A 15,202-nucleotide genomic window follows, 5' to 3' on the forward strand; every position below is an offset into this window, starting at 1 on the left:
CACCCAAAACACAAAACACAAACCGAATCCCCCTCAAACAAAACAAAACAAAACACCAAATCTGCCACAACAACCCCAAAAAAACACAACTCAATCCAAATCAATCAACAGAATCACTCAACCCAACACTCGCAAAAACAAAACAACCCGGCCTGTGAGGGCCGGGTTGTATGAGATGCGAGTTTCAGCCGAGGTGGTCCCGGTGCTCCGACCGGCGTTGCCGAGTCGTGCCGGCGCCCTATCCTCCCGTCACGCCAGGCGGCGCTCGATCAGCCTGTCCGCGACGACATGCGGGGGTTCGCCGGTCTCGTCCGCGCGCGAGAAAACCTGTTTTAGCGTCGTCGCCAATCCGGAGATCCGGCTTTCACGATAGGTGGGGTCGGAGATCTTGAGGATTTCCATTGCCACGTTGACGATTCCGCCGCCATTGACGATGTAGTCGGGCGCGTAAAGGATGCCCTTGTCCTGCAATCTCTGACCACATGTGTCGTCGGCCAGTTGGTTATTGGCGGCGCCAACGACAAACCGGACCTTCAGAGCGTCGATCGCATCAGGCGTCAGCACCCCGCCCATGGCACAGGGTGCGAATATGTCGGCGTCCTGGTGCAGGATCGCGTCGGGGGCGACCACGGTCGCGCCGAATTCCTTCTCTGCATGCCGCACGGCTTCTTCATTGATATCACTGACAATCAGCCTGGCACCCGCGCCATAGAGCATGCCGGCAAGACTCATGCCCACATGACCGAGCCCCTGGATCGCCACGACCTTGCCAGTCAGATCGTCGGAGCCAAGGCCATGCTCCAGAGTTTGCCTGACACACAGGAACACACCCCGTGCCGTAACCGGAGACGGATCGCCGCTGGCATAATCTCCGCCATCCAGCCCGGCGACATAGGCGGTGCTTTCGGCAACATGGGCCATGTCCTGCGTGGATACACCGACATCCTCGGCAGTGTAGTAGTCACCGGCCAGACTGTCGATAAACGCGCCAAAAGCCCGCATCAGTTGCGGCGTCTTGAGCGTTTTGGGATCACCGATGATCACCGACTTGCCGCCACCCAGAGGGAGCTCCGCCGCAGCATTCTTGTAGGTCATACCGCGCGACAGACGTTCGACATCATAAATCGCGTCTTCGACTCTGGCATAATTGAACATCCGGCAGCCCCCTGCGGCCGGCCCGCGCTGCAGGGAATGAATGGAAACCAGCGCATGCAGGCCGGTCTGTTCGTCCCGTGCCTCGACGAGGCGTGCATAACCCTCGCCGGGCGTGAGATCGCGAATGGACAAGCTGTGTTTCGTTGCGGCTTCAGTCATGTTTTGCCCCTCCTATGGCAAGCACGAATCTGTTCCGGCACACCGCGAACAAACGTCGTTGCAAGGGGGTGCCCAAGTCGAGGTTTTCGATCGAATTCAGACAATTCTAACCGCACTGTTTCAGAATGAATGTTTGAATTCGTGCTGAAGGCGCGGCAGAATAGGATAAATATTTGAGTATTACCGCGCATCCAAAAGGATTTTTCGTGAAACCGCTGGATACTACAGATATTCGAATCCTTCGCGCCTTGCAGAGCGAGGGAAACCTGCCCAACACCCGCTTGTCGGAAATCGTGGCGCTGTCGACGAGCCAATGCTGGCAACGGGTTCAGAGGCTGCAACGCGACGGCTATATCACCGGCTACAACGCCGTGATCAATCACGCGATGCTGGGCTATTCCGATATTGTCCTGGTGGAAATCGCCGCTACCCACGAACAGGTTTCACGCATATCCGAGCTCTGCGAAGAACTCAGCCAGATACCCGAGGTGCTGGAGGTGCATCTGACGTCGGGCGAGTTCGATTGTTTTATAAAGGTGGCCGTCGACGGCACGCGCGGATTTGAGAATTTTCTCAACAAGAAGCTCTATCGCATCAAGGGAATCAGGAGCTCACGATCTTCGTTCTCGCTGAAGTGCTTCAAGAATGAACCGGGGTTTGTCCCGGACACCCCATGACCGGCAGGTAACGTGATCGGCGGGTATCGGCGAGAAACCGATCCGCCGACCAGCCGTGTTTGCAGTCAGGTCCGGAGTTTGGGCACGCCGTCACAGGCATCGACGTCGACATCATCGAAACTGCGACCGCAGACACCGCATTGATCGACCCCGTCTATTGCACCCAGCCCGCCGCAGCTTCCGGTTATCCGCTTGCCCTGAAAGATGACGCCGACCGCCATTCCCACGACAACCAGCAGGAAGACACCGAAGGCGACAATAACCGTTTCCATGGTTTCTCTCCCGTTCGGGCTCCGGCGGATCAGCCGCCGAAGTCGTCCAGCATGATATCTTCGCGTTCGACACCCAGATCGAGCAGCATGTTGATCACCGATGAGTTCATGATCGGAGGCCCGCACATGTAATACTCGCATTCTTCGGGCGACGCGTGATCCTTGAGATACTGTTCGTAGAGGACGTTATGAATGAACCCGGTGTAACCGTCCCAGTCATCGTCCGGCATCGGATCGGACAGCGCCACGTGCCAGGTAAAGTTCGGGTTCTCCGCAGCAAGCTGGTCGAAATCCTCGACAAAGAACATTTCGCGCCTCGAGCGGGCCCCGTACCAGAAGGTGATCTTGCGATCCGTGCTCAGGCGCTTGAGCTGGTCAAAGATGTGGCTGCGCATCGGCGCCATGCCGGCGCCGCCGCCGACAAACACCATCTCCTTGTCGGTGTCGCGGGCAAAGAACTCGCCATAGGGTCCGGAAATCGTGACTTCGTCGCCGGGCTTGAGGTTGAAGATGTAGGTCGACATCTTGCCCGGCGGCACCTTGGTCGGATCGGCATGGGGCGGCGGTGTCGCGATCCGCACATTGAGCATGATCACGCCGCGTTCTTCGGGATAGTTCGCCATCGAATAGGCACGCTCGACATGCTCGTTATTGCTGGCGTGAATGTCCCAAAGCGCGAACTTGTCCCAGTCTTCTCGATATTCCTCGGCGACATCGAATTCCTTGAAGCCGATCTCGTATGGCGGGCATTCGATCTGGATATAGCCACCGGCGCGAAAATCGACATTCTCGCCTTCCGGCAGTTCCAGCACGAGGTTCTTGATGAAGGTCGCCACGTTGTCATTCGAGCGAACCTTGCATTTCCATTTCTTGACGCCGAACACCTCGTCCGGAATCTGGATCTTCATGTCCTGTTTCACAGCCACCTGGCAGGACAGGCGATCGCCCTCTCGCGCCTCTCGCTTGGTGATATGGCTCAGCTCGGTTGGCAGGATAGAGCCGCCGCCCTCCTGCACCTTGACGCGGCATTGCGCACAGGTGCCGCCGCCGCCACAAGCGGACGGGACGAACAGGTTTTCACCCGCCAGCGCGCCAAGCAGCTTGCCGCCGGCCGGAACGGAAATCGTCTTTTCGCCGTTGATCTCGATATTCACCGCGCCCGACGACACCAGCACCGAACGGGCGGCCAGGATGATCGCCACCAGCGCCAGGATAATCGTGGTAAAGAGCGCGACACCGAGGAAGAAATCGGTCATTTGTTGATCCTCAGAGTTGAACGCCGGAGAACGACATGAACGCCATGGCCATCAGGCCGGCGGTGATGAAGGTGATCCCGAGACCACGCAGGCCCGCCGGCACGTCAGAGTATTTCATCTTTTCCCGCAACCCGGCGAGCGCGACAATCGCCAGTGCCCAGCCGGTGCCTGAACCGATGCCATACACCACGCTCTCGGCAAAGTTATAGTCCCGCTCGACCATGAACAGCGACCCGCCCAGGATGGCACAGTTCACTGTAATCAGAGGCAGGAACACGCCAAGCGCGTTGTAGAGCGCGGGAAAGAACTTATCGAGAAGCATCTCCAGAATCTGGACCATCGCCGCGATCACGCCGATATAGCTGATCAGGCCGAGGAACATCAGGTCGGTCTCTTCAAAGCCCAACCAGGACATCGCGCCGGGTTTCAGAAACAGGTTCAGGATCAGGTTGTTGGCCGGAATCGTGATCGACTGCACGAGAACCACGGCAACGCCGAGCCCGAAGGCGGTGGTGATCTTTTTCGAAACCGCAAGGAAGGTACACATGCCCAGGAAAAAGGACAGCGCCATATTCTCGATGAATATGGACTTGATAAAGAGGCTAAGCAGGGCTTCCATGATCAGTGCTCACTCACCTGTACGTCGAGAATGACGTTTTCAACACGTTCCCGCTGTTCGGATTTCCAGCTACGCAAGATCCAGATGAAACCGCCGATGATGAAGAACGCCGATGGCGGCAACAGCAGCAGACCGTTGGGCACGTACCAGCCGCCATTGGATACGGTCGGGAAAATCTCGATCCCCATCAACTTGCCGGCGCCGAACAGCTCGCGGATGATCGCGACCCCGATCAGGATCGCACTGTAGCCCAGACCGTTGCCGATCCCGTCAAGGAAACTGGGCAACGGCGGGTTGGCCATCGCATAGGCTTCGGCACGGCCCATCACGATACAGTTGGTGATGATCAGTCCGACAAAGACCGACAGCGTCTTGGCGATATCCGGGAGGAACGCGCGCAGCACCTGGTCGACCACGATCACCAGCGACGAGATGATCACCATCTGGATGATGATCCGGATCGAGCCGGGAATATGGTGCCTGATCATCGAGATGAACAGGTTCGAGAATGCGGTTACCGTGGTCAGCGCGATGCACATCACCAGCGAGACCTGAAGCGATGATGTGACCGCGAGCGCCGAACAGATGCCCAGCGTTTGCAGGATCACCGGGTTATTGTTGAGAACCGGATCGAGGATGAGCTTCTTGCGGTCAGCCATTGGTTGACAACTCCTCTGTCATGTTCTTCAGGAACGGGCCGAACCCGTCCTGGCCCACCCAATAGCGGACCAGGTTGTGAACCCCGCGCGAGGTCAGCGTGGCACCGGCCAGACCGTCGACCTGATAGTCACCCGAAGCGCCGGATTTGACGATCTCGATCGCAACGTCGCCATCGTCGTCATAAAGCTTTTTGCCCCGCCATTGCCCGCGCCACGCCGGATTATCGACTTCCCCGCCAAGGCCCGGCGTTTCTGCATGTTGATAGAATTGCAGACCGACAATCTCGTTGCCATCGGGCTTGAGCGCCACGAACCCGTACAACGTGGACCACAGGCCATATCCGTGCACCGGCAGGATAATGGTGTCAAAGCCGTCTTCCGCCTCGTCCTTGACCAGGTAGATCGTCGCGTATTTCACGCGCCGCTTGATCTGGGCAGGGTCTTCTTCCGAGGTCAGGGCGGTGCTCAGTTCGGGGTCACGCTCGGCAATCCGCTCGTCATAGGTTTCCGGATCGACCGCGTCGGTGAATTCACCGCTGGCCAGATCGACAACGCGCGGTTCGATGCGGTCGCTATAGACCGCACCGACATCGGTGCCGTCGCTATACAGCCCCGCCACCTGCAGGATGTTGGTCTGCTTGGACAGCTTGGCATTCGCTTCCTGCAGGGGCCGCAATCCGATGGCCGCCGCCGAAACCAGCACGGACCCCACGAGGCACAGAGCCACCGCCATGAAAATGATCTTGAACGGATGATCGTTCGAAAAGATCGACTTCTTATCAGCCATTGCGACGAGCCCTCCGCCGGATGTTGGCACTGACGACAAAATTGTCGATGAGCGGAGCAAAGACGTTACCGAACAGGATGGCCAGCATCATGCCTTCTGGGAAAGCCGGGTTCACCACCCGGATCAGAACACACATGACACCGATCAGCCCGCCATACCACCAGCGTCCGGCATTCGTCATCGCGGCGGAAACCGGCTCGGTCACCATGAAGACCAGACCGAACATATAGCCGCCGACAACGATATGCCACCAGAACGGCATCGCGAACATCGGGTTGGTTTCGCTGCCGATCAGGTTGAACAGGCTGCTCATCAGGACGGTCCCGACCAGGCAACCGGCAATCAGGCGATAATTGGCGATCCTCGTATAAAGCAGGAACAATCCGCCGAGCAGAATCGCAAAGGCCGAGGTTTCCCCGATCGATCCATCCATGAAGCCCCAGAAAGCGGTCCACCAATCAAGCCCGACCGCGGGCAGCGCCTGGTAGCCGTCGCTGGCGCTGACACTCAACGCGGTTGCACCCGAATACCCATCGACGGGAACCCAGACCGAGTCGCCCGACATCTGGGCCGGATAGGCGAAATAGAGAAAAGCACGACCGACCAGCGCCGGGTTCAACAGGTTCTTGCCCGTCCCGCCGAACACTTCCTTGCCGATCACGACACCGAATATGATGCCCACCGCGACCTGCCAGAGCGGAATGGTCGCGGGAAGGATCAGCGAATAGAGCATCGACGTGACGAAGAAACCCTCGTTCACCTCGTGACCACGGATCACGGCAAAGGTCACCTCGACAATACCGCCGACGATCAGCGTGGTCAGATAGATCGGTACGAAGTAAAGAAAGCCATGAAAGAAACAGGCGAGGATATTGCCGGGATCATAGCCGATCCCGAGCGTTTCAAGCACCCATCCACGCCAGCCTCCGGCGGTGTCCTGCCCCAGATTGGCAAGCGCGGTGTTGGCCTGAAAGCCTGTATTGTAGAGACCGAACAGGATCGCCGGAATCGTCGCGATCACCACATAGGTCATCACCCGCTTCAGATCGATTGCCGCCCGCGCGTGCGGCGCATATTTCGTCACGGTCGTGGGGCTGTAGAAGATCGTGTCGAACATTTCGTAGACGGCATAGTATTTTTCGTACTTGCCGCCCTTGGTGAAATGCGGCTCGAGCGAGTCGAGTATGTTGCGCAAACCCATTGTCAGCCTTCCGCTTCGATTTTGTCGAGATTGACCCGGAGGGCCAAGCCGTATTCGTATTTGCTCATGCAGACATAAGAACAGAGCGCGAGATCTTCCTCGTCCAGCTCAAGAACCCCTAGCTGCTGGGCAACGTCGGTATCCGAAACAAGGATCGCGCGCAGCATCTGCGTCGCAAGGATATCCATCGGCATCACTTCTTCATAAAGACCGATGGGGATCATCGCACGCGGCGATCCGTTGAGATTGGTGTGAAACTTGATCTTGTCCAGCCCGAGCAGGCTCGACAGGTGCACCTTGGCGGTGGCGAACTTCTTGGAGGACGGCACGATCCATCCAAAGAAATCACGGTGCCTGCCCTCGGGCATCATCGTAACCTGGTTGTCGAACGATCCGAGATAGTTGAACGCACCCTGCGCATGCATGCCGCTCAGGACATCGCCCGAGATTACGCGCATGTCGTCGCAATTGCTCTCGTTATGGACCAGCTCGGCCAGAGACGCTCCGCGACGGGTGCGCACCAGACGCGGATTCGCCGCCGCGGGGCCGGCAATCGCGACCACGCGTGATGTCGGCAGCCGCCCGGTGCGAAACAGCTCGCCCACGGCGATGACGTCCTGATACCCGATATGCCAGACCGTCTTGTTGCCATCGACGGGATCAAGGAAATGGATATGCGTGCCCACAAGGCCGGCCGGATGCGGCCCGCTGAAGCTGCTGACCGAAACGGTGTCGCCGCTGATCTCGGGCAATTGCGCACCGGTTTGATGGACGACATGGGTCGTACCCTCGGTCAGCTTCGACAGGATCGCGACGCCATTGGCGAAATCCTCGCCTGCCGCCCCGATTACAGCTGCCGGATCGCCAGCCAGCGGTCGGGTATCCATCGCAGTGACGAACAGGGCCGCGGGCGTTGTCGTCGGATCGGGGACCTTGGAATAGGGCCGCGTGCGCAGGCTGGTCCAGAGACCCGACGCCAGCAGGGTGCGCACGACCTCGTCACGGACGAGCCCGGCCAGCGCGTCAGGCGCAACCGACTGAAACTCGATCGCATCGTCGCGGTCCTCGACCTGGATCACCACCGATTGCAGCACCCGCCGGGCACCCCGGTTCACGGCACGGACCTGCCCTGCCGCCGGGGCGGTATAGACAACGCCGTCAAACCGCTTGTCCTCGAACAGCGGCTGGCCAAGCGCGACCTTGTCACCCTCTTCAACCAGCATCCTTGGTTTGAGGCCCACGAAATCGGCGGCAACGACCGCACAAGAGGCGACATTTACCGCAGGCTCGATACTACCGCCTTGCGGCGCGCCATCGATCGGCAGGTCCAAGCCGCGACTGAGTACAACATTCCTGCCTCTGTCAGAGGTTTGTGCAGCGCTTGACATTTCGGTCTTGCTTTCCAATCCGCATTTCAGCCCCGGCCATGCTCCTGGGCGCAGTTAACGTGCCTTGTCGCGAATCACCTCACGGAATCACATGAGACAAAGAGGCGTACCGCCAGAGCGTCAGCCTACCATGGCTTGCTTGATCTTGAGGTTCTCGTATTCGACTTCTTGAAGCCGGTGCTTAACGACGTCTCGCACGGAAACCAACCCCACAAGATGACCATCTTTCTGAACAGGCATGTGACGGAAGCCCCGGTTCGTCATGATTTTCATCACTTCCTCGATGGTATAGTCGGGTGTGCAGGTGATCGGATCGGGTGTCATGATGGTTTCGACAGCGCCATCGATGTCCTTGCCCGCATCGATCATGTGCACGATGTCGCGTTCCGACACGATCCCGACAGGCTCCAGTTTGGAATTGACCACAACCAGCGCTCCGATTCTCATTCGGGTCAGCTTGCCGACCGCTTCTCGCACCGCCGTGTGCGGCGTAACCGAATGCACGTCGTCGCCCTTGTGACGCAGGATGTCCTCGACCCTGATGCCCGGAGAGTTGACCCCGAGACTCCACTCCTCCGTCTGCGAGTGCGTGTGCGCATCCTTGTCGTCTTTTTCCATTCTGCCCTGATAAGAAGTTGGTGCCATGATCGTCCTCCTTGCCCAATTCAGACTGCATAGTTTGCCGGATTTCACAATATTCAAATCGGAAGCGTCACGCACCCTGCGCCATTCCGACCAAGCATGCCGCGACGCAAAAAGGTGGTTTGCATCTGGAAACCAAGCACGAGACGCTTTAGGGAAGAGTCTGAACAAATGCCCGCCCCCGATGGCGGCGCGACCTGAAGAATTTTGGAGATTTTGACCCATGCTTTCACGGCGAGCCTTCATCCGTGGCGCAAACGGCATCGCGCTGACGATACCGTTTCTCGGCCTGATCGGATGCGACGACACCCGCGCCGATGGTGTACACAGCATCAGCGGCAAGACCATGGGAACGACCTATAACGTCAAGGTCGCCCGTGCCCCCAAGGCGGTCGACGGAGAGGACCTCGCATCACGCATTCAGGCCAGCCTCGATGGTGTCGAAGGCCTGATGTCGACCTATCGGACGACCTCGGAACTGTCGCTGTTCAACGCTGACGCCCCCGGCAGCCGCCGGTCGGTATCGCCCGACACCGCGCGGGTGATCGAAGCGGCCCTGACCGTTGCCGACATGACGGATGGTGCGTTCGACCCGACGGTCGGCCCGCTGGTCGATCTCTGGGGGTTCGGCCCCGGCGGCACCCGCACCGGCATCCCGGCGGACGCCGAGATCGCGGCGGCGATGTCCGACCTGGGATACCGGAACATTTCCATTTCCAACCAGGAGCTTGGCAAGACCACGCAGGCACGGCTCGACCTGTCCGGAATTGCCAAGGGGTATGGGGTCGACAAGGTTGCCGAACTGCTCGATTCCGAGGGCATCGAACATTACCTGGTCGAAGTCGGCGGCGAAATCCGCACACGCGGGATGTCTCCCGAAGACCGGGCCTGGCGGCTTGGCATCGAAAAGCCCAACCCGAACGTGCGCGACATCCAGCAGGTGATCGGCCTGTCCGGACATGCGCTGGCGTCATCCGGCAATTACCGTATCTTCTTCGAAGCCGACAGCCAGCGTTATGCGCATATCATCGACCCGCGCAACGGCCGCCCCCTGACCCATGATCTGGCCTCGGCGACCGTCATCGCGACCAGCACAACGCAGGCAGACGCCCTGTCGACGGCAATGCTGGTGATGGGGGCGGAGAAGGCAATGAGCTTTGCGCGCGAGCACGATATCGCCGCCTTCCTGATCTCGGGTCGCGACGGCACCTTTACCGATTCCGCTTCGCCGGCCTTCGAGCGTCTGCTCAGCGCCTGATCGCGGCGTAACGCCCGTTGAAATACAATAGCGGATCGGCCGCAATCAGCGGCCGAATCGCCTCGACCCGTCCGATCAGGATGTGATGATCGCCCATGTCGAGTACGCGCTCTTTTCGGCAATCCAGCGCAGTCAATGCCTCCGGGAACACCGGGCAACCCGTGGTGAGCGTCCGAGTTTTCAGCCCCTCCAATCCATCGATTGTTTCCTGCGCAAACCGGTTTGAAAGCTCGACCTGCGCATCGCTCAGAACATTCACGGCAAAGCATCCGGCGGTCAGGAAACGCCCGAGATGAAAGGCCGACTTGTCGAGGCAAAACAGGATCAGCGGTGGTTCCAGCGACAACGAGGTAAAGGAATTTACGGTGACCGCGCAGGCATCTTTGCCAATCTCGCCGCAGGTTACCACCGCAACCCCGGTGGCAAACCCACCGAGAGCCTCGCGCATCCGCGCCGGCGACGGTTCCTGAAACGGCTGACCGCCGTCCGGCGCATTCTTCACGTCTCGCCCCCCCCATTTCGGCCCGGATGCAGTGCCACCTATCGTGGTTCGTGACGTGCATTAATCATAGAAAGCGGTCAGAGCAAGCATCGCGCACGCCGCGAGCCTGGCGTGTCGATTGGCCGGGAAACGCATTTTGCCCGAAAGTGGTTCCAACGGTAGAACATGTTAACGCGTCAAGATCAGGCACCGCACGGTTGGAGTACGATCCATGTTCCGGCGTCGCCTCATTTCCCATTTGTCCGATGGCCGAGACTGCTCGCGGCATTTTGTAACGGCCCATCAGACCACCGGAGGGGATGGTTATCCGCGCACTCCCGGAAATTGAAGCGCGGCTTGCTTCAGCGCGCGGAAGCAGCGCGCGCCGCGTCGCCACGACCTGACGCATAAGGGATCAGCGCCGACAGGAGATCACGCGTCTCGATCTTGCCCGCAGCCTTGCCATCGCGTGACACCATGACCGTAGCGTCGCTGCGCCCCTCGGCCACACGGATGACGTCTTCCAGCGTATCGTGCCAATCGACCTCGCCAATCACGGCTCCGGCCGGCTCGCCGGTGGTTGCAATCGTGCCCGCCCGCAGAACTCGCGCCCGGTTGATGTCGCCCACGAAGGCTTCGATATACGGGTCGGCTGGGCGCATCACGATCTGTTGCGGCGCACCCTGCTGTACGACCGCCCCGTCCTTGAGAATGACGAGATGGTCCGCCAGCTTGAGAGCTTCATCCAGATCGTGTGTGATAAAGACGATGGTCTTGTGCAACTCGGTCTGCAATTCGAGCAACAGGTCCTGCATGTCGGTGCGGATAAGCGGGTCGAGCGCCGAGAAGGCTTCGTCAAGCAGCATGATATCTGTGTCCGCAGTCAGCGCCCTTGCGATCCCGACCCGCTGCTGCATTCCGCCGGACAACTGCCGGGGGTAGCGATCCTCGAAACCCGACAGACCAACGCGATCCAGCCATTTTCGGGCCTCGGCCTCGCGCGTTTCGCGCGCCTCGCCACGGATGCGCGGCGCCATGGCGGTGTTTTCCAGCACCGTGTTGTGCGGCAGCAGCGCAAATTTCTGAAACACCATCGACATGGCACGCCGGCGCAACCGGCGCAGGCTCCCTTCATCGAGCTGCATGACGTCCTGACCGTCCATCAGAATCTCGCCCGCAGTGGGTTCGATGAGACGGTTGAGGTGGCGGATCAGGGTGGATTTTCCAGACCCCGACAAGCCCATGATAACCGAAATCTGCCCCGCCTGCATATCGATGCAGATGTCGCGCAAACCCAGTACGTGCCCATGTCGTTCCATCAGTTCGGCTTTGCCGATCCCACCGTCGCGCACCTTTGGCAAAACGCGCTGCGGATCTGGACCGAAGATCTTGTAGAGGTTCCTGACGCGGATCTTGGGGGCTGTCATCGCGATCTAGTCCGTCTCGTGCGTGGGATCGATACGTTGCAGCGCGGCTTTGGAACACCGGTCCAGCATCACCGCAAGCAGGACGATGCCAAAGCCTGCCACCAGACCGACACCAAGTTCAAGATTGCGGATGCCGCGCAGCACCAGCACACCAAGCCCCGGCGCGGACACCAGCGAGGCGATGACCACCATGGCGAGGCTCATCATGATCGTCTGGTTTACACCCGCCATTATATTTGGAAGCGCCAGCGGCAATTGCACACCAAAGAGCTTTTGCCGGTCGGTCATGCCAAATGCGGAGGCGGCCTCGATCACGTCCTTGTCCACCAGCCGGATACCAAGATCGGTAAGGCGGATGACCGGCACGATGGCGTAAAGGATGATCGCGATCCCGTAGAGTTTCGGCTCGGTCACGGAAAAAAGAAAGATCAGCGGAATCAGGTAGACGAAACTGGGCAGGGTCTGAAGCATGTCGAGGATCGGCAGCATCACTTTTTGCATCCGGTCGGATCGCGACATCAGGATCCCCACCGGAACCCCGAGCAGGACGCTCAGCCCGGTACAGACAAATATGATCGACAGGGTCTGGAGCGCCACATCCAGATGATCGATCAAACCGAAAAAAACAAAGACCGCAGCCACGAAGACCGTGATGCCAACCTTGCGCGTGGCCACCCACGCCACCCAGACCAGCAAGGGGATTAACACCCACCACGGGGTCGCGGTAAACGCCCAGAGCGCCGCCTCGAGCATCCATGAAAGCGGTTGCGTCAACGGGTCGAACACGAATTTCAGACTGTCCTTGATGGCAAGAAAGCCCTGTTCGACACTGAGGGTGATGTCCCGAGTCTGCGGGATCGCGTCACACGCCTCGTGAAGGGTATCCAGCGACGGGAACGGTAGCGTATCGCCCTCCTCTCCCCCGCTGCTCTTGGCCAGCAACTGCGCCATGCTCATGGGCGCATCTGATGCTTCGGCATCGCACCAGTCTCGCAATCCCAATCGGTCAAAAATCCTGTCGTAGCTCGACACCCGCATGTCTCCTGCGCGAAAATTGCCTGCGCCCCGGCGGCTTTTCCCGGCCGGGGCGATGCTGACTTCGGCCTATTGCAGCAGGGCCGACAGCTTGTCCTTCGCGCTATCGCTGAGCCAGCCGGCCCAGATATCCGGGTCGCTGGTCAGAAAGTACACGGCGCCTTCTTCGGCGGATGCGTTGTTGTCTTCCATCCAGGCCAGGATGCCGCCCATCTGTTCATTCGTAAAAGTGATGTTGGACATCAGTTTGGCAATTTCCGGCTCTCTTTGCTGAAAGCTGCTTGTCGCCGCGGTCTTGACCGCCGCGCGCGGATAGGCCGAGATACCGGGTTCGGCACATTCCTTGCTGCTGTTGCAGGTATGCGTCTCGGCGTCATAGGCCGCCGTCTCGACAAGTACCATGGGATATTTTCCCAGAATTGCGGTCGGTGCCCAGTAAAACCCGAACCACGGCTCCTTGTTCGCATAAGCCGAGGCAATAGCCGTTGCCAGCGTTTCGCCCGATCCGTGATTGAACACCTCGATACCGGCGCCTTCCATGTCGATGACGCGGTTCATGTTGTCATTGACCGTCCGGCAGCCCCAGCCATCGGGGCAATTGTCAAACCGTCGTCCGACCAGATCGGGATTGGCAAGGATTCCGTCCAGCGTTGCCGCCTCGGGGTTGGCATCAACCACGTATTGCGGCACCCACCAGCCTTCGATGCCGCCATCCGACAACACATCAGCCAGTTCGACCAGCTTGCCTTCCTCGACCAGCTTGGCATAGGCGGGCGCGGTATTGATCCACAATTCTGTCAGAATGTCAGGCTTGCCGGTTTCCGCAACCGAGGTCAGCGCCGTCGGCGTCGAGGATGGAACCATGGTGACCGCGCATCCATAACCCTGCTCCATCAGAAATTTGGCGACCGACGTGACCACATTCGCCGAGGCCCAGTCCATCTGGGTAATCGTGACTTCACCACATTCTTCCGCGACGGCCGGGGCGACAAGACCCAGGACACATGCAGATGCCAGCAACACTCTTTTCATGATCGCTCCTCTTAAACTGCGCCGGGCCGAATTTCCGAGCGGCCGGTCGTGGTGAGTAACGCTTCCATGTTTTCCGCTCGGCACTGACCGGATTTGAATTTGTACGATTTATTGAGATTTATAGTTATAATTTTTGCGACTAAGGTGGCCTTGAATATGCAACGATCCCGGTAGATCCCATGCCACGACAAGCCGCCGCCAAGGACCTGAGCCTCAAGTCGCTCGAGCTGTTCCAGATCTGCGCCCAGAAGGGATCGCTTCAGGCTGCGGCGCGGGAAACCGGGCTGACCGTGAGCACCGTTTCGCACCATCTTCGCAATCTCGAAGATCATCTGGGCGTCGATCTCTTCAACCATGCGCGGCGCCCCATGGTGCTGACCCCGAAGGGCGCAGCATTCCTGCGAAATATCGACGGTGCCCTCTTTGCCATTCGCAAGGCCAAGGCCGAGGCATCGGCCGGAAGTCTGACCGAGGCCAGCTATCTGCGTATCGGCACAATCGAGGATTTCGACAGCGACATCGTGCCCGAGCTTGCGGTGTTCCTGTCCTCCTACATGCCGGCCTGCGATTTCATGTACCAGACCGAGTCCAGCCACACGATTATCGACATGCTCCGCAACCGCCAACTCGACCTGGGAATCGCAGCGGCGCCGGGCGAGCGGCTGGGCGCGCTGCAAGACCGCCCGCTGTTGCGCGACCCCTTTATCGTGGTCCTGCCCCTGATCGAGGAACAGTCCCTCGGCGACATCGTCGAAAACCGCACCAAGCTGCCCTTCCTGCATTTTTCCAGCAATCTGATGATTGCCCGCCAGATCGAAAGTCAGCTGCGCCGATTGGGGGTCGCCACATCACACAAGTTCGAATGCAGCAACAATCAGACGCTGATGGCAATGGTCGCCGCCGGTGCGGGGTGGACAATCACCACCCCCTTGCTGTTTTCGCGCGCCAAGCGATTTCATCCCCGGCTTCGCATGCATCGGTTTCCCGGCAAGAGCTTTTCCAGGACGCTGGCGATCGTCGCGACGCCGGATTGTTCGCGCTCGGTCATCGAACTCGTCGATGGCAAGATGCGTAGCCTGATCCGAGATCACGCGCTGTTGCCAATACACAAGGCCAACCCGTGGCTCGGGGATAGTTTCAAGCTGATCAACTGA

Annotated in this window: 16 protein-coding genes; 3 read left to right on the top strand and 13 right to left on the bottom strand. The window is 59.3% G+C overall.

The genetic code is table 11. The annotated features are described in order from the left end of the window. Positions 1 to 249: 249 nt before the first annotated feature. Complete coding sequence (locus AB9K34_RS16805) at positions 250 to 1,314, bottom strand: Glu/Leu/Phe/Val dehydrogenase (protein ID WP_369955587.1); 1,065 nt, start codon at positions 1,312 to 1,314, stop codon at positions 250 to 252. 206 nt (positions 1,315 to 1,520) lie between these two features. Here AB9K34_RS16805 and AB9K34_RS16810 point away from each other — a divergent pair, with 206 nt between their 5' ends. Beyond that, the gene (locus tag AB9K34_RS16810; RefSeq protein ID WP_369955588.1) at positions 1,521 to 1,991 is read left to right on the top strand and encodes an Lrp/AsnC family transcriptional regulator; all 471 of its coding nucleotides are present in this window, start codon (positions 1,521 to 1,523) and stop codon (positions 1,989 to 1,991) included. Between the two features lie 65 nt (positions 1,992 to 2,056). Here the strand turns inward: AB9K34_RS16810 and nqrM are convergent, their stop codons facing one another. The 8 genes from nqrM to AB9K34_RS16850 all read right to left on the bottom strand — a co-directional run bounded on the left by nqrM (position 2,057) and on the right by AB9K34_RS16850 (position 8,818). Beyond that, a complete protein-coding gene (nqrM, locus tag AB9K34_RS16815; protein ID WP_369955589.1) occupies positions 2,057 to 2,263 on the bottom strand; it encodes a (Na+)-NQR maturation NqrM in 207 nt (68 codons plus the stop codon). 29 nt (positions 2,264 to 2,292) lie between these two features. Then, complete coding sequence (gene nqrF / locus AB9K34_RS16820) at positions 2,293 to 3,519, bottom strand: NADH:ubiquinone reductase (Na(+)-transporting) subunit F (RefSeq protein ID WP_369955590.1); 1,227 nt, start codon at positions 3,517 to 3,519, stop codon at positions 2,293 to 2,295. 10 nt (positions 3,520 to 3,529) lie between these two features. Then, entirely contained in the window at positions 3,530 to 4,138 is a 609-nt protein-coding gene (gene nqrE, locus AB9K34_RS16825; RefSeq protein ID WP_369955591.1) for an NADH:ubiquinone reductase (Na(+)-transporting) subunit E, read from the bottom strand. Between the two features lie 2 nt (positions 4,139 to 4,140). Then, positions 4,141 to 4,797, bottom strand: a complete 657-nt coding sequence (locus AB9K34_RS16830; RefSeq protein WP_369955592.1) for an NADH:ubiquinone reductase (Na(+)-transporting) subunit D — start codon at positions 4,795 to 4,797, stop codon at positions 4,141 to 4,143. Next, complete coding sequence (locus tag AB9K34_RS16835; RefSeq protein ID WP_369955593.1) at positions 4,790 to 5,584, bottom strand: Na(+)-translocating NADH-quinone reductase subunit C; 795 nt, start codon at positions 5,582 to 5,584, stop codon at positions 4,790 to 4,792. Before AB9K34_RS16835 ends, AB9K34_RS16830 begins: the two co-directional genes overlap by 8 nt. Next, a complete protein-coding gene (locus AB9K34_RS16840) occupies positions 5,577 to 6,785 on the bottom strand; it encodes an NADH:ubiquinone reductase (Na(+)-transporting) subunit B (RefSeq protein ID WP_369955594.1) in 1,209 nt (402 codons plus the stop codon). The genes AB9K34_RS16835 and AB9K34_RS16840 overlap by 8 nt, the downstream gene beginning before the upstream one ends. 2 nt (positions 6,786 to 6,787) lie before the next feature. Further along, positions 6,788 to 8,173: a Na(+)-translocating NADH-quinone reductase subunit A gene (locus tag AB9K34_RS16845; protein WP_369955595.1), complete on the bottom strand. Its 1,386-nt coding sequence runs from the start codon at positions 8,171 to 8,173 to the stop codon at positions 6,788 to 6,790. 120 nt (positions 8,174 to 8,293) lie between these two features. Next, the gene (locus AB9K34_RS16850) at positions 8,294 to 8,818 is read right to left on the bottom strand and encodes a CBS domain-containing protein (RefSeq protein WP_369955596.1); all 525 of its coding nucleotides are present in this window, start codon (positions 8,816 to 8,818) and stop codon (positions 8,294 to 8,296) included. Positions 8,819 to 9,038: 220 nt separating this feature from the next. Here AB9K34_RS16850 and AB9K34_RS16855 point away from each other — a divergent pair, with 220 nt between their 5' ends. Beyond that, on the top strand, positions 9,039 to 10,073 hold the full coding sequence (locus AB9K34_RS16855; protein WP_369955597.1) for an FAD:protein FMN transferase: 1,035 nt from the start codon (positions 9,039 to 9,041) through the stop codon (positions 10,071 to 10,073). Here AB9K34_RS16855 and AB9K34_RS16860 read toward each other — a convergent pair. The 4 genes from AB9K34_RS16860 to AB9K34_RS16875 form a co-directional block, all read right to left on the bottom strand. Then, a complete protein-coding gene (locus AB9K34_RS16860) occupies positions 10,063 to 10,575 on the bottom strand; it encodes a flavin reductase family protein (RefSeq protein ID WP_369955598.1) in 513 nt (170 codons plus the stop codon). The genes AB9K34_RS16855 and AB9K34_RS16860 overlap by 11 nt on opposite strands. Positions 10,576 to 10,916: 341 nt before the next feature. Next, positions 10,917 to 11,981, bottom strand: a complete 1,065-nt coding sequence (locus AB9K34_RS16865) for a glycine betaine/L-proline ABC transporter ATP-binding protein (RefSeq protein WP_369955599.1) — start codon at positions 11,979 to 11,981, stop codon at positions 10,917 to 10,919. Between the two features lie 6 nt (positions 11,982 to 11,987). After that, positions 11,988 to 13,013 carry an ABC transporter permease gene (locus AB9K34_RS16870; protein WP_369955600.1) on the bottom strand — a complete coding sequence of 342 codons (1,026 nt, stop codon included), beginning with the start codon at positions 13,011 to 13,013 and terminating at the stop codon, positions 11,988 to 11,990. A 72-nt stretch (positions 13,014 to 13,085) separates the two neighbouring features. After that, positions 13,086 to 14,048, bottom strand: coding sequence for an ABC transporter substrate-binding protein (locus AB9K34_RS16875; protein WP_369955601.1), 963 nt, complete (start codon positions 14,046 to 14,048; stop codon positions 13,086 to 13,088). A gap of 179 nt (positions 14,049 to 14,227) precedes the next feature. On the opposite strand from AB9K34_RS16875, the gene AB9K34_RS16880 reads away from it, so the two are divergent. Next, entirely contained in the window at positions 14,228 to 15,202 is a 975-nt protein-coding gene (locus AB9K34_RS16880; RefSeq protein ID WP_369955602.1) for a LysR family transcriptional regulator, read from the top strand.

The organism is Sedimentitalea sp. XS_ASV28, from assembly GCF_041224545.1.
GTDB lineage: Bacteria > Pseudomonadota > Alphaproteobacteria > Rhodobacterales > Rhodobacteraceae > Sedimentitalea.